The organism is Salinicoccus sp. Bachu38 (genome assembly GCF_038561955.2).
GTDB classification, from domain to species: Bacteria; Bacillota; Bacilli; order Staphylococcales; family Salinicoccaceae; genus Salinicoccus; species Salinicoccus bachuensis.
Genome location: NZ_CP138333.2, coordinates 2128979 through 2143113, shown reverse-complemented (window position 1 = coordinate 2143113; position 14135 = coordinate 2128979). Strand labels below are relative to the sequence as shown.

Below are 14135 nucleotides of genomic sequence, written 5' to 3'. Positions count from 1 at the left end.
GAAAGTTAAAAATAAACAGGGCGGAAGCAATTGCCAAATATTAAGGCAATTGTAAATAAAACGTTTTCATCAACATGGCGTTCTGATATACTTTTATTAAATGAAGAAGGAGGGGTCGAGAAATGGAATTCAAGAAATATCTGGCAGTGGTCCTGGGCTGTGGACTCATACTTTCCGCCTGTGGAGACGGTGGCGGAGAGGGTGAAGGTGAGACGGAGACAGCTGAAGAGGGTGAATCTTCGGAAGGGGAATCATCCGAAGGTGGATCTGCAAGCCTTGAGACGAACATCGTAACGATTGCGACAGGTGGGTCATCCGGTCCTTATAATATTATTGCAACGACGCTGGCAGAGGGGTACAGCAGTGAATTTGATGTAAATTCCCGTACACAGACGACAGGAGCTTCCGCTGAGAACCTGAACCTCCTTGGAGAGGAAAAAGTCGAGATGGCATTTGTAATGAGTGATGCACTCACCCAGGCCGTCAACGGTGAGGAGACATTCAGCGAACCGATTGAAAATGTGCAGCAGGTTGCAGCGCTCTATCCGAACTATGTGCAGGTCATCACTACTGAAGGTGCAGGCATCGACAGCATAGAGGATCTGGCCGGCAAGCGTGTGGCGGTCGGTGACCAGAACTCGGGCGTCGAGATTGCAACGCGCTCCATCCTTGAGGCACACGGTATGACATATGATGATATGGAAGTCGATTACCTGGGCTATGCCGAAGCGGCAGAAGCGATGCGGGGCGGACAGATTGATGCTGCCTTCCTGACGAGCGGACTGCCGAATGCTTCGGTCATGGAACTTCAGAATTCCGTAGACCTGAAGATCGTACCGATTGAAGGGGAAGCGGTGGACACACTTTCAGAAGATGCGGAATACTTCGAGTCACTGGAAATTCCGGCAGACACATATGGCAATGAAGAAGCGGTACCGACAGCTGCCATCATGAATGCACTCGTAGTCAGGGAGGACCTCAGTGAAGATGATGTCTATGAATTGACGAAGTACCTGTTCGAAAACCTGGACAGTCTGTCCAATGCCCATCAGGCAGCCGAGGACATCAGCCTGGAAAACGCCCAGGATCGTGCAGTCATCGACATCCATCCGGGAGCACAGCGCTACTACGATGAACAATAAGATCAAGGCAATACTGACGGGGAGCATTCTAATGGTGCTCCTCTTTATATTCTTCTTTCCGGAACGTATGATAAAGCTTGAGGCGGAAGGGTACGATGCCAGATATCTGCCCGATGAGACATTTGAACTGCACTGGATCCACTCCATCGAAAAGTCGGAATGGTATGAGATCTATGAGGTCGAGGCGGACGCTTTTCTGCTGACGGATACATATTTTGAGACTTTTGGTGCAGGCGTGCCCCACGAATCGGAAAGTGCACCCGAGTTGACGGAAGATGGGTTTGTGAAGTTTACAGTCAACGATACATATAAGACGCTCTATCTCAATGTTTCGGAAAATGTGGAGACCACAATCATCCAGAACCAGAAGGAATATCCATTATATGAGTTTTACGAAGCGAATACTGCGCTTGAGATGAAATTCGTAAATACATCGCTGATACAGCGGATAACAGGAGGTTAATATGACAAAAGAACCACAAGTTGCGCCGGAAACACAGGAAGTTCTGGAAAAGTACGACAAAGATTCTGCAACGAGGAAGTTCGACAGGAAATCGGTCGTCTGGATTGTCACGATCGTATCCATACTCTATTCGCTCTTCCATGTCTACATGGTCTTCAATCCCATGCCCGCACTGCAGCAGAGGGCTGTACACGTCGCGGTCGGCCTGGCACTCGTCTACATGCTCTATCCTGTATTCAAGAAGCAGGACAGGAGGAAACTGCCGGTCTATGACTGGCTTCTTGCTGCACTGAGCCTGGCGACGGCAGGATACATCATCATCGAATACCAGGCCATTGTGGTTGAACGCGGAGGCATACCGAATACACTCGATATTATCATGGCAATACTGACCGTCCTGCTGATCCTTGAGGCGGCAAGGCGTGTAACGGGCATCATCCTGCCGATACTGGCACTCGTCTTCCTGCTCTATCCATTCATCAGCCACCTTGATTTCATGCCTAACATGATGATGACACGGCCGTTTGACCTTGGAGACATCTTCGGCCAGCTGTATTTGAAGACGGAAGGGCTCTATTCGACTGCAATCGGGGCTTCCGTCAACTTCATCTTCCTGTTCATCCTGTTTGGTGCGTTCCTTCAGAAATCGGGCATGGGCCAGTTCTTCAATGATCTGGCGATGGCCCTTGCAGGCGCCAACAAGGGTGGACCGGCCAAGGTGGCCGTCGTCTCCAGCGGCTTCATGGGGAGCATCAACGGAGCGGCTGTTGCGAATGTGGTCAGTACGGGTGCCTTCACCATCCCCTTGATGAAGAAGGTCGGCTACAACAAGAACTTCGCCGGAGCCGTCGAAGCCAGTGCCTCGGTCGGCGGGCAGATCCTGCCGCCGATCATGGGGGCCAGCGCCTTCATTATGGCGGAGACGACCGGCATCAACTACGGTACGATTGCACTTGCTGCACTGATTCCTGCCGTGCTGTACTACTTTGCCGTCATCATGCAGGTGCACTATCGAGCGGGCAAGCGCAATCTGCAGGGCATTCCACGTGCAGACCTGCCGAAGGTCAAGGCAGTCATGCTTGAGCGGGGGCACCTGCTCATTCCGATCGTCGGGCTGATCGTCATGCTGTATATGAACTTCCCGATTCCTAGGGCTGCAATCTACACGCTTCTGCTGACAGTCGTTATCGCAACGCTGAGGAAGACGACGCGCATGTCGGTCAAAGAGGTATTTGAAGCGCTGGCGGTCGGTGCCCAGCAAGCACTATCCGTCATGATCGCCTGTGCGGTGGTCGGCATCATCATCGGCGTCGTTTCGCTTACAAGCTTCGGGGCGGTCATGACTTCTGCCATCGCAAGTCTGGGTGGCGGATCGCTGTTCCTGACCTTGTTCTTTACAATGATTGCGTCCATGGTGCTCGGAATGGGGCTGCCTTCCATTCCTGCGTATATCATCACGGCGACGATGGCGGCGCCGGCACTTGCGGAATTCGGCATTCCAATCCTGCTTGCGCACATGTTCGTATTCTACTTCGGCATATTTGCCAATGTGACGCCGCCTGTGGCACTTGCCGCGTTCGCAGGCGCCGGTGTATCCGGAGGGAATCCGATGACGACGGGCTTCCAGGCGCTGAAACTCTCGATTGCAGGCTTCCTGATCCCATTCCTGTTCATCTATGAGCCGGCACTGCTGCTCGTGGATACTGAAGGACTGATGACGAATGCGAGGGAGTATCCGCTTGCCGGATTCATGGATGTTGCAATTGTCGTCGCCACCACACTGATCGGTCTGCTTGCATTGTCGGCAGCACTCGAAGGCTTTTTCAAAACACATATCAATGTCGTTTTCAGAGCCATCCTGATCATCACGGCACTGTTGCTCATCGTACCGGAAACATATACGGACATCATCGGGGTTGGAGTTGCCATCCTGATTCTTGCGATGAACTATGTAAAATGGAAAAGAACAGAACAGGTGGCGTAGCAGCCATCAAAAAAGGAGGCCTTTGGGCCTCCTTTTTACTTGCCTTCATTTTTGAATTGGATGATCCGTTCCTCGATGGCGTCCCTGACGCGCTCGAAAACAGCGTGGATTTCCTCTTCTGTGCCGGTGGCGCGTGCCGGGTCTTCGAATCCCCAGTGCATGCGGGTGACATGTGGCGGGGTCATCGGACAGTTGTCATTGGCATCGCCGCACAGGGTGATGACATAGTCGGAACGGTTGAGCAGATCCGAATCGATGATGCTGGACTGCTGGCTGGTGATATCGACACCGGCCTCTTCCATGATGTGTACTGCCTTCGGATTCATACCGTGGGCTTCGATGCCGGCGGAATGGACTTCGTACTGGTCATCCAGATACTTGTGTCCGAATCCTTCGGCAATCTGGCTTCTGCAAGAGTTACCGGTACATAGGAAATATACGATGGGTTTTGACATGTTAAAACTCCTTTATTTATGAAATGATGAGCAGCCAGATGTAAAGGCCGCACAGGGTGATGAAGAGCACGGGGATAGTCAGGATGATTCCTATCTTGAAGTAGTATCCCCAGGAAATATGGATGCCTTTCTTCTTGAGCACATGGAGCCACAGCAGTGTGGCCAGTGAACCGATCGGTGTAATCTTTGGACCGAGGTCCGAACCGATGACGTTGGCGTAGACGAGCCCTTCTTTTACAAGCCCCTGGGCCCCGGATTCGGCAATTGCGAGGGCATCAATCATGACCGTCGGCATGTTGTTCATCACAGAGGACAGTATGGCTGCGGTGAAGCCCATCACCATCGTTCCGACGAACAGTCCCTGGTCGGCGGCTGCACCGATGAACTGGCCGAGCAGGCTTGTCAGGCCGGCATTCTGCAGCCCGTAGACGACGACATACATGCCGAGGGAGAAGAAGACGATATCCCATGGCGCCCCTTTGATGACCTGTGTGACGGGCACCGCTTCACTTTTCCTGCCCATCAGTACAAAGAACAGGGCAATGATGCCGGCAATGATGGATACCGGTATGTCGAGCGGCTCGCTGAGGAAATATCCGACGAGCAGCAGGGCAAGGACGATCCAGGACCATGAGAACATCCGATGGTCCCTGATCGCTTCATGGGGCGCCTTCAGTTCGGACAGGTCATAATCTGTCGGCAGACTCTTTCTGAAGAACAGATAAAGGACGAGAATACTCGCCAGTATCGAGAACAGGTTCGGCACAATCATGCGCGAAGCATACTCGATGAATCCGATGCCGAAGAAATCGGCAGAGACAATGTTGACAAGGTTACTGACGATAAATGGGAGAGAGGCGGTATCCGCGATGAATCCGCTGGCCATGATGAACGGCATGATCATCTTCTCCGTGAAGTTCAGGTTCCTGACCATCGCCAGGACAATCGGTGTCAGTATGAGTGCCGCGCCATCGTTGGCAAAGAGGGCGGCGACGATGGCGCCGAGCAGGATGATATAGATGAAAAGCCTCAATCCGTTACCTTTGGCGAAACGCGCCATATGTAGGGCCGACCATTCGAAGAATCCAATCTCATCGAGCACAAGGGAAATGAGGATGACCGCAACGAATGTCAGTGTGGCGTTCCATACGATGCCCCACACGGTGGCGACATCCCCGAAACTGACGACACCGAAGAGCAGTGCGACCAGCGCGCCGGCGATTGCCGACCATCCGATGCCGAGCCCTTTTGGCTGGCGGATGACGAGGAACAGGGTGACGAGGAAAATGATGACGGCAATGATTGCAGTTGAACTTTCCATCAGCAGCAGTCTCCCCGGCTGCAGGATGCAACCATCGATGAGATATGGTCATCAATGCCGGGTATGGCAGCAATGAGTTCTGGAATCATGTCATAGAACGGGCTTTCTTCATTCAGGGAAAGATATGTCCAGTAGCCTTCCCGCCGTTCCTTGATCAGCCCCATGCTCCGTAACTTTTTAAGATGCTGGCTTACAGCCGGCTGGCTCATTTCGAAGCACTCTGTAAAATCACAGACACAGCATTCGCGTCTGTTCATCATGGCGACCATCGACAGCCTTGAGCGGTCGCCCATGATTTTGAATAGATCGGCAGCTTCCCCGATATCCATTTTTATCTTTTCCATGATACACCTCAACCTTATAAGCATTTTATTATGTAACATGGTGAATTATATAAGAGTTCTGTTATATGGTCAATGGTATAGGGATACTTTTCAAATATAGTAAATATTGCAATAATTGAAATGCATTTATGTATTTATGTTGATATAATGGAAGGATAATATGAGCTTACTGGAGGAATAGGAATGGTTTCGAATATTTATGGCAATACACCCCCGATGCTCGGGGCGAAAAATCTGACGCAAACGGAAGACTACGATACGGATGTACTGGTGTACGGCGTCCCTTGGGAAGGGGCATGTACATGGGGGGACTATACGGGTTCGGAGCTCGGACCAAAACAGATCAGACTGTCTTCTGCGAGATACAGTACGTATCTTCCTGAGCTCGACCACATCAATGTCGAAGACCATCTGAGCTTCGGTGATGTAGGGGACGTAAGCGTCATTCCGCATGATGTGCCTGGAACAATGGATCGGATTGAGTCCTTCGCCGAAAACTTGTGGAGATCCGGTAAATTCCTTGTCGGTCTGGGGGGCGATCATGGCATCACCTACCCGGTTGTCAAGGCTCTGACGAATACGGGCAAAAAGGTCGGCATCATCCATCTGGATTCCCACTATGACAATATGCCGCATCATGAAGGGGACGAATTCGCAAGAAGCACACCGTTCATGCGCCTGTATGAAACGGAAGGCGTGCGGAACGAGAGTCTGATCCATACCGGGATCAAAGGACCGAGGAACAAGCCGGAAACAGGGAAGTATGCACAGGAAGCGGGTGCTGTAACCCTGACGATCAATGATATCAAGGAAGCCAAGGACCTCAAAGCCTATGCGAATGAAATATACGACATGGCTTCCAAAGATGTCGATGTGGTCTACCTGACGATATGCAGTGATGTGCTTGATTTTGCGTTCAATCCGGGCGGTCCCGTTGATGGCAACGGCATCACTTCCCATGAACTGGTGACGATGATCTATGAATTCGGCAAAAGGGGCGTATGCGGCATGGACTTTGTGGAAGTATACCCGCAGCAGGATGCCAATCAGAACTCTGCACACTTCGTTTCTACAGCGGTGCTTTACGTACTCGCAGGACATGTCCATGGTGGCCATGCGAAATAAATGAATAGAAGGGAGGTCAGCCTCCCTTTTATTTTTAAAATTGGGGTGGGAAAATATGACAAGAAACAAATTTTTAGACAAATTGAAAGTGATTGGACCAGGAGCAATCGTTACTGCATCATTTATTGGACCGGGGACGGTCACTACAGCAACGAGGGCGGGTGCAGGTTTCGGTTTTGCATTGCTGTGGGCAGTTGTGTTTGCAATCATTGCCACCATCGTCCTTCAGGAGATGGTGGCGAGGATCGGCATGGTCACAGGCGAAGGCCTGGGGGAGAACATACGTGAACTGTTTGATAATGTCATACTGAAGTTTGCGTCCATATGGCTGGTGATGATTGCCGTAGTTGTAGGCTGTGCTGCATACATAAGCGGGGACCTGCTTGGCACGTCGCTCGGTGTGTCCTATCTGTTCGGCATACCTGAAAACTTTGTGGCGCCGATCATCGGTGTCCTTATCCTGATATTAGGTCTGAGCGGGGGCTACAAGATCATCGAAAAGGTCATGATCGTCCTCATCGTCATCATGAGCATCACCTTCATCACGACGATGATCGTATCAGCATCCGATTTGGGGGCAATATTGAGGGGGGCGTTCATCCCCGGCATTCCGAATGGTTCAATTCTGATGGTCATCGCCCTGATCGGTACGACGGTAGTCCCATACAACTTCTTCATTCATGCGTCCACGGTCAGCGAAAAATGGGACAGTGTGGACGGCCTGAGGGAATCCAGAATGGATACGATCATCACGATTACAGTCGGCGGCATCATTACCGCCGCCATACTCATTACCGCCGGGGCCCTGATTCATGGTACGGAAGTTACGAGTGTTGTGGAACTTGCAGCCCCGTTGGAGCCGCTGATGGGAGATCTCGCACCATTGTTCATCAGCATCGGGCTCTTCTCAGCCGGATTCTCTTCAGCAATCGCCTCCCCGATGGGGGCAGCTGTAACCGTTAGCAGCTTTATGCGCTGGAAGGGCGGTTTCGATAATAAGAAGTATAAAACTGTCTTTGCCATCGTCATTGGTCTTGGCATCATCACTTCGGCAATCGGGTTCGAACCGCTTGAAGTACTGCTTTTCGCCCAAGCATTGAATGGACTGATCCTGCCGATTATAGCCATACTGATCATGATCATCATAAATAAGAAGAATCTGATGGAAAAGCACGTCAACCCGCTGTGGCTGAACATTGTCGGCTGGCTGGTGACTGCAGTCGTATCATTCCTCGGAATCTACAGTCTGGTGGATGCCATTTCTTCATTATTCTAAGCCGATTTTTACCGGTGGACCGATATGTCGATTATAATGGAATCAAATGCGACTGAAAGGATGAGAACATGATAGTTAAAGCAAAGTGGACCGGTGGCATGGCCTACAGCTCTGCAGGGGACAGCTCAGGCTACGAAGTGACAATGGATGCGAGCAGCGCTGTCGGGGGCAATGACAGCGGCCCGCGGCCGATGGAGATGGTGCTGCATGGCGTGGCCGGGTGCATGGGGATCGACCTGAATGTCATCATGCGCCACAGCATGGACAAAGTGGAATCGATCGACATTGAAATTGATGGCGAACGTGCGGAAACGGAACCGAAACGCTTCACCAATGTGGACATCATCGTCAAAATAAAAGGGGATGTAACTGAAAAGGTGGCCCAGCGGGCAGTCGACCTGTCCGCCAAGAAGTATTGTTCGGCGATCAATTCATTGAATGCCACAGTAACTACAAGACTTGAACTGAACGGGGAATTGAAATAATCCAAGGAAAACCAAAACGGCGAATGCTCAAATGAGCATTCGCCGTTTTGTCGTCAATCGTAGAATTCCGTATCGGAAAGGTCCTTGTATTGCAGTATGATTTCGGTGATGCGGTCTTCCTGGTTGTATTTCAGCATGACATACTGGCCATTAGAATCGTCGCTGTCGTAAAACATCCTGAAGTCGGAGACTTCATCACTGCTCGGCCAGCCAAAATGCTCTACGGCATCCTGCTTGTAGAACTCTTCCGGGAAAATGACGATGCCATCCACCCTGAGTTCGGCAGTATCTTCAGCGCTGCCGACCGCCTCGGGGAAGTTGAAGCCGATATGGTCATAATGATAGTAGGTGCCGTCTACGATGCTGCCGGAGCCTGCAGGCTCTCCGAGTCTATCGACCATATAGTCATAGCTCGAGTGGACGGAAATCGTCCGGTATTCATAGTTGCCGGAAAAGAAGTTGGAGATGAAGGCATCGCTCGTTACATCGATCGGTGTGACTTCTGGAGGTGCCTCCTCTGCAGTTTCCTCTTCAGTGACTTCCTCCGTCTCCTCCTCTTCAGTTTCCTCTGCGGAAGGTTCGCTGTCTGCCGTTTCATCACTGGGACTCAGGCATGCCGTGATGAACAGTGGTATGGATAATAGAATGATGAATAGTTTCATTGTCCGACGCCTCCTATTTTTCCTCTTTTGCAGCCGGGGGTTTTGCCCGTCCTTTTCTGGGTTTGGGAATTTCCCTCGGTTTGCTGAAGTAGGCTTCCGTCCGTTCACGCAGTTTCCTCGGCATCATGACATATATGAAATCTTCGGAATGCATGACGGTGTCGCCATTCGGGGTGATGAGCTCATCATCTCTTATGATGGCAATCACCAGCACATCAGTCGGCAGGTCCAGATCCTTGATCTTCACATTTTCGTGGGCGGACTGTGAAGGCAGTTCAATACCGTAAATGTCGTTCTGGGTCTGACCGAGCGCGAGCAGTTCCACAGAATAGGCTGGGGTGTCCGTTTCCCCTTCGTCAAATCCAAGCCAGCGTGCCACCGGGGTGATCGTACTCCCCTGGAGGAGGGCGGAGAACAGGACGATGAAGAATACGACATTGAATACGAGATATCCATGTTCAATGTCACTGACGAGCGGGTATGTCGCAAGTACGATGGGAACCGAGCCGCGCAGTCCCGCCCATGAAATGAAGATTTTTTCCTTGAAGTCATAATTGCTTGCGATGAGGGTAAGGAACACACCAATCGGGCGGGCGATGAACATGAGGATAAGCGCCATCAGTATGCCCTGGAAAGTATAGTTGAGCAGCTCCTCCGGAAATGCGAGAAGTCCGAGCATGATGAACATGACGATCTGCATCATCCATGCCAGCCCTTCGTTGAAACGCAGAATGGAATGCTTATAGGTGAGCGGCCGGTTGCCCATGAGTACAGCCATGATGTAGACTGCGAGCAGACCGCTTGCACCGATCACTTCGGTCACACCGAATGCGAGCATCGCAAAACCTAAAGAGAGGACAGGGTACAGGCCGGAAGCCTCCAGGTCGATGCGGTTGATGACGAATACCGCGAGTCGGCCGATGATGATGCCGGCAAGAAGCCCCACGCCCATCTGCCAGAAGAAGGAAAGAATCATAAGGAAAACATTATTATCTCCTGGCATTTCTATAACGGAAATGATGGTGACGGTCAGGAATACGGCCATCGGGTCATTGGTACCCGATTCGGCCTCGATTGTCGAGGACAGCTTTTCCTTGATGTTCTTGCTGCCGAATACAGCGAATACAGCCGCAGCATCGGTCGAACCGACTATGGCACCCAGCAGCATCGAAGTCATCAGGTCCAGCCCAAGTACAAAGTAGGCAAATATGCCCAGAATGAAGCTGGTAAGTAATACGCCTATGGTGGCAAGCAGCACCGCCGATCCGGCAACTTTCCTGATTGTCATGATATTCGTCTGAAGTCCCCCTTCAAACAATATGACAACGAGTGCTATCATACCAATGAGCTGGGTCATTTCCACATCATCGTAATAGATGATCTGGTTGAGCAGTATCCCGATGATGATGAACAGCACCAAGGATGGGACGCCAAGTCTCGAGGAGAATCGGGTCATGACGACACCTAAAACCAGGAGGATGGCAATTAATAGAACAGGATAGTCTATGTGGACATCCATCAAAAACCTCCTTTTCCTTTAACATTTGTGTATATAATTATAAGTGACTCATTTAGAAAATACTAGTAGAGGTACTTTTATGTTAAAAATTGAACAGCTGCAAATTTCATATGAAACCTTCGTATTGGACCTGGAAGAAATCGAGTTCCCTCAAGGAATGAATGTCATTCTGGGGCCAAACGGAGGGGGGAAGAGCTCGCTCATGAAAGGCGTCATAGGATATGGTCATGAAGGTCTCGATAGGAGGAAAATACAGTTCGGGGGACACCCTTTGGGAAAAGTGGAAGGCGTCATCAGCTACCTGCCCCAGGAGAACCCAAGATTCAGGATACGCGTCGGGGAATACCTCACCATGACAAGCGGCAGTGTGCCGGAGAGGGTGCTCGATGAAGCTGTCCGGCATTTTGAGCTGGAGCCCTTGCTTGGACAGTCGATTGAAAATCTGTCCGGCGGGGAATTCAAGAGGGTCCAATGCGCCCAGGTTGCCCTGGAGAACAAGCCGGTCATCATGGTCGATGAGATGGAACAGGGACTTGATATGAACTATCAGCACGGAATGATGAAATGGCTGGGCAGTGAAGCGGAGGGCAAAGTGGTCGTGGCAAGCATGCACGATGCTGCACTTGCCATGACTTATGCAGATACCATCACATTAATAAAAGACGGCAGGGCCCAAGGACCCATGCCGTCTGCAGCAGTCACAGCTGAAATGCTGTCAGGGTGCTATGGACTGCCGTTGACAGTAAGACGGCAGGAAGGCGTGGTTCTCGTCTATCACAACCGTCTATAGAATGGCACCCAGGGCGCCGGAATACTCTCCGTTATGGATGATATGCGCTGTCGCACCTTTCAAGCCGGCATAGCGGTTGATGATATCCTTCATGACGGTGTTGTCCAGAAGAGTGGAGCCGATGAATACCATATCATTGGTTTCAAAACCTTCGGCCAGGCTGATGCCGACCGCCGTCACCGTTTCGGCAACAAGGCCGATGACAGCCTGCAGTTTGTCTTCAGCCTGCATGGCTGAGACATCACCCGAGAGGACATTGCCGAAGTTGCTTGCTGTGAGGTCTCCCGGAATCGGCGTCGGTCTGCCGGCATAGATATGGTGGACTTTGAGGTCTATTTCATCCCTATTGCCCTTTTCGGCCAGCCGTATGATTTCATCATAGTCGTCCATATCGACCAGAAGTTTGGACAGTCCGATCAATGTGCCCCCTCCGACGCCTGAGCCTCCGACACGCTCCTGGCCTTGGGGAGAAGCATGATGGAAGCTTGTTCCCGTCCCGACATTCAGATAGACGAAGTGGTCGAGGTCGATATCCTGTTCGGACATCAGTGTCTTAAGTCCCCGGTATGTGGCATCGAATTCTATGGATATGCCGTCATTGCTATTCAGTTTTTCAGCCATGTATTCAGCTTTTCCACCAGTAAGGAAAAGCTGGTCCCCGGCATGTCCGGTATTAAGTATTTCAATCAGGTGGTCAATTTCCGAAGACGGCCACTTTTCGAATTTCCTGGAGCCGCCTTCCACGTATGCCACTTTTATGAGCGTACCGCCCGCATCAATTCCAATTTTCATAAATTGCCTCCACATAGAAAGAATGTCATTGGGTTTATTATACCAATGACATTCTTTCTTAGTAATATTTTATTTTAAGCCTTTTTACGATCTTTGCGCTGGCGGCGCTTCATGGACTCATTCGGTTCGCGTCTCAATGATTTTGAAACGGAGATGATCATCGCTATGAGAACGACGCCGAATGGCAGTCCGGCAAGCAGTGATGCTGCCTGCAGACTCGTCAGACCACCGGCAATGATCAGTGTGACTGTGAGTGTTCCAAGAAGAACACCCCAGATGATTTTGAGCCTTGTACTTGGTGCATCGGTGTTGCCGGAAGTCATGCCGGCCACGATGAATGTTGCCGAGTCTGCTGAGGTGACCAGGAATGTAAAGATGAGCAGGATTGAGAGTGCGGATAGGATCTGCGTCATCGGAAGCTGGTCGAACAGTGCAAACAGGGCGGCAGTGTTATCCTCAAGTACGAGCTCACCGATGTTGGTGCCATTGAAGAGGTCGGAATAGAGTGCTGTACCCCCGAGTGCCCCAATCCAAAGGAATGAGAGCATCGGTGGAATGATCAGGATGCCGAGGACATACTCGCGGATGGAACGCCCTTTCGACACGCGGGCTACGAATGAGCCTATGAATGGACTCCATGCGATAACCCATGCCCAGTAGAATACCGTCCATTCCTGAACCCAGACTTCCCCAGTATAAGGCTGCATGCGCAAGGAGTATCCGACATAGTTTGACAGATAGTCCCCGAGACCGACAATGATGCTTTCCATGATGAAGGTGAATGGGCCTACAGCCATGACGAAGATGGTGATGACTGCAGCCAGCAGCATATTCAGATTGCTCAGCCACTTGATGCCGCGCTTCAGGCCTGTTGTTGTGGAAAGTATGAAGAGGCCGGTCATCAGTGCTGTAAGTATGATTTGCGTAAGTGCTCCGGAAGGAAGGCCAAACGCAATGTTGAGGCCGCCATCCATCTGCATGATGCCAAGACCTATGGATGTTGACATGCCGGTTACGGTTGCGATGACAGCAAGAATATCGATGGATTTCCTCGCCTTCTGGTTGTAGTCTGTCCCGAGCAGAGGTTCGAGAGAGGTTGAAACCAGTCCATCCTTCTGCTTGCGGTACTGGTTGTATCCAATGGCCAGGCCGGCGACACCGAATATGGACCATTGGGAAATCCCCCAGTGGAAGAATGAGTATCCCATTGCCATGCGGGCAGCGTCGACCGTTTCCGTCTCACCGCCCGGAAATGGTGAAACCATGAAGTGGCTCATCGGCTCCGCCACCCCGAAGAATACAAGACCTACACCAAGCCCGGCAGAAAACAGCATGCCGATCCATGACCGGAATGAGAACTCGGGTTTTGATTGATCTCCGCCGAGTTTGATGCGTCCGTATGGTGATAGTGCAAGAAAGATTAAAAATACAGCAAAACCGAAGACAGCAAGCATGAAGAACCAGCTGAAGTAATTCGAAATCCATCCGTATACCGATTCGGAAGCTATCAGGAACCGGTCGGGAATGACAGTTGCAATGATTGCTGCAATGATGATGACAGCAGCTGAAACCCAGAACACAAGCCCGAGCTTGGATTTCTGTCTGGAATCCCCTTTGTAATTGGATGACTTATCCAAATTGTCGTTGTCCAAATTTTCTCCCCCTAGAATTAAATGGTAATTTAATCTACCCCAACTTTATTAAATTAAACACTTCAAAGGTGTTGAATATCACGCTGACTATTTTATACTTGAAAGGGTATAGTATGTATCATAAC

General features: G+C 50.9%; 14 protein-coding genes. 7 read left to right on the top strand and 7 right to left on the bottom strand.

Annotation, left to right across the window (positions count from 1 at the left end; all coding sequences use genetic code 11):
- Positions 1-122 precede the first annotated feature (122 nt).
- From RQP18_RS10950 to RQP18_RS10940, 3 genes are read left to right on the top strand one after another with little or no spacing between them, the layout of a single operon-like run.
- A complete protein-coding gene (locus RQP18_RS10950) occupies positions 123-1142 on the top strand; it encodes a TAXI family TRAP transporter solute-binding subunit (protein WP_342387716.1) in 1020 nt (339 codons plus the stop codon).
- Entirely contained in the window at positions 1132-1605 is a 474-nt protein-coding gene (locus RQP18_RS10945; RefSeq protein WP_342387715.1) for a DUF1850 domain-containing protein, read from the top strand. Before RQP18_RS10950 ends, RQP18_RS10945 begins: the two co-directional genes overlap by 11 nt.
- 1 nt (position 1606) lies before the next feature.
- On the top strand, positions 1607-3589 hold the full coding sequence (locus tag RQP18_RS10940; RefSeq protein WP_342387714.1) for a TRAP transporter permease: 1983 nt from the start codon (positions 1607-1609) through the stop codon (positions 3587-3589).
- A 35-nt stretch (positions 3590-3624) separates the two neighbouring features.
- Here the strand turns inward: RQP18_RS10940 and arsC are convergent, their stop codons facing one another.
- From arsC to RQP18_RS10925, 3 genes are read right to left on the bottom strand one after another with little or no spacing between them, the layout of a single operon-like run.
- Entirely contained in the window at positions 3625-4044 is a 420-nt protein-coding gene (gene arsC / locus RQP18_RS10935; protein WP_342387713.1) for an arsenate reductase (thioredoxin), read from the bottom strand.
- Positions 4045-4060: 16 nt separating this feature from the next.
- Positions 4061-5365 (bottom strand): arsenic transporter, encoded by a 1305-nt coding sequence (locus RQP18_RS10930; RefSeq protein ID WP_342387712.1) that lies wholly within the window; start codon positions 5363-5365, stop codon positions 4061-4063.
- Positions 5365-5709, bottom strand: coding sequence for an ArsR/SmtB family transcription factor (locus RQP18_RS10925; protein WP_342387711.1), 345 nt, complete (start codon positions 5707-5709; stop codon positions 5365-5367). Before RQP18_RS10925 ends, RQP18_RS10930 begins: the two co-directional genes overlap by 1 nt.
- A 183-nt stretch (positions 5710-5892) precedes the next feature.
- Between RQP18_RS10925 and RQP18_RS10920 the strand changes: the two genes are divergently transcribed.
- The 3 genes from RQP18_RS10920 (at position 5893) to RQP18_RS10910 (ending at position 8595) form a co-directional block, all read left to right on the top strand.
- Positions 5893-6834, top strand: a complete 942-nt coding sequence (locus RQP18_RS10920) for an agmatinase family protein (RefSeq protein ID WP_342387710.1) — start codon at positions 5893-5895, stop codon at positions 6832-6834.
- 55 nt (positions 6835-6889) lie between these two features.
- Positions 6890-8110: an Nramp family divalent metal transporter gene (locus RQP18_RS10915; protein ID WP_342387709.1), complete on the top strand. Its 1221-nt coding sequence runs from the start codon at positions 6890-6892 to the stop codon at positions 8108-8110.
- 68 nt (positions 8111-8178) lie between these two features.
- Entirely contained in the window at positions 8179-8595 is a 417-nt protein-coding gene (locus RQP18_RS10910) for an OsmC family protein (RefSeq protein ID WP_342387708.1), read from the top strand.
- Positions 8596-8648: 53 nt separating this feature from the next.
- Here the strand turns inward: RQP18_RS10910 and RQP18_RS10905 are convergent, their stop codons facing one another.
- Both RQP18_RS10905 and RQP18_RS10900 read right to left on the bottom strand, forming a co-directional pair.
- Positions 8649-9257: a hypothetical protein gene (locus tag RQP18_RS10905; protein ID WP_342387707.1), complete on the bottom strand. Its 609-nt coding sequence runs from the start codon at positions 9255-9257 to the stop codon at positions 8649-8651.
- 13 nt (positions 9258-9270) lie between these two features.
- Positions 9271-10776: a potassium/proton antiporter gene (locus RQP18_RS10900; protein ID WP_342387706.1), complete on the bottom strand. Its 1506-nt coding sequence runs from the start codon at positions 10774-10776 to the stop codon at positions 9271-9273.
- A gap of 79 nt (positions 10777-10855) precedes the next feature.
- On the opposite strand from RQP18_RS10900, the gene RQP18_RS10895 reads away from it, so the two are divergent.
- Positions 10856-11566 (top strand): ABC transporter ATP-binding protein, encoded by a 711-nt coding sequence (locus RQP18_RS10895; protein ID WP_342387705.1) that lies wholly within the window; start codon positions 10856-10858, stop codon positions 11564-11566.
- Here RQP18_RS10895 and coaW read toward each other — a convergent pair.
- Positions 11561-12358, bottom strand: a complete 798-nt coding sequence (coaW, locus tag RQP18_RS10890) for a type II pantothenate kinase (RefSeq protein ID WP_342387704.1) — start codon at positions 12356-12358, stop codon at positions 11561-11563. The two genes, RQP18_RS10895 and coaW, sit on opposite strands and share 6 nt — an antisense overlap.
- A 74-nt stretch (positions 12359-12432) precedes the next feature.
- The gene (locus RQP18_RS10885) at positions 12433-14010 is read right to left on the bottom strand and encodes a BCCT family transporter (RefSeq protein ID WP_342387703.1); all 1578 of its coding nucleotides are present in this window, start codon (positions 14008-14010) and stop codon (positions 12433-12435) included.
- Positions 14011-14135 lie beyond the last annotated feature (125 nt).

Excerpts from the sequence above, each read along its gene's own strand:
- RQP18_RS10950 (WP_342387716.1), top strand. The coding sequence starts at position 123 with ATGGAATTCAAGAAATATCTGGCAGTGGTCCTGGGCTGTGGACTCATA.
- RQP18_RS10945 (WP_342387715.1), top strand. The coding sequence starts at position 1,132 with ATGAACAATAAGATCAAGGCAATACTGACGGGGAGCATTCTAATGGTG.
- RQP18_RS10940 (WP_342387714.1), top strand. The coding sequence starts at position 1,607 with ATGACAAAAGAACCACAAGTTGCGCCGGAAACACAGGAAGTTCTGGAA.
- arsC (WP_342387713.1), bottom strand. The coding sequence starts at position 4,044 with ATGTCAAAACCCATCGTATATTTCCTATGTACCGGTAACTCTTGCAGA.
- RQP18_RS10930 (WP_342387712.1), bottom strand. The coding sequence starts at position 5,365 with ATGGAAAGTTCAACTGCAATCATTGCCGTCATCATTTTCCTCGTCACC.
- RQP18_RS10925 (WP_342387711.1), bottom strand. The coding sequence starts at position 5,709 with ATGGAAAAGATAAAAATGGATATCGGGGAAGCTGCCGATCTATTCAAA.
- RQP18_RS10920 (WP_342387710.1), top strand. The coding sequence starts at position 5,893 with ATGGTTTCGAATATTTATGGCAATACACCCCCGATGCTCGGGGCGAAA.
- RQP18_RS10915 (WP_342387709.1), top strand. The coding sequence starts at position 6,890 with ATGACAAGAAACAAATTTTTAGACAAATTGAAAGTGATTGGACCAGGA.
- RQP18_RS10910 (WP_342387708.1), top strand. The coding sequence starts at position 8,179 with ATGATAGTTAAAGCAAAGTGGACCGGTGGCATGGCCTACAGCTCTGCA.
- RQP18_RS10905 (WP_342387707.1), bottom strand. The coding sequence starts at position 9,257 with ATGAAACTATTCATCATTCTATTATCCATACCACTGTTCATCACGGCA.
- RQP18_RS10900 (WP_342387706.1), bottom strand. The coding sequence starts at position 10,776 with ATGGATGTCCACATAGACTATCCTGTTCTATTAATTGCCATCCTCCTG.
- RQP18_RS10895 (WP_342387705.1), top strand. The coding sequence starts at position 10,856 with ATGTTAAAAATTGAACAGCTGCAAATTTCATATGAAACCTTCGTATTG.
- coaW (WP_342387704.1), bottom strand. The coding sequence starts at position 12,358 with ATGAAAATTGGAATTGATGCGGGCGGTACGCTCATAAAAGTGGCATAC.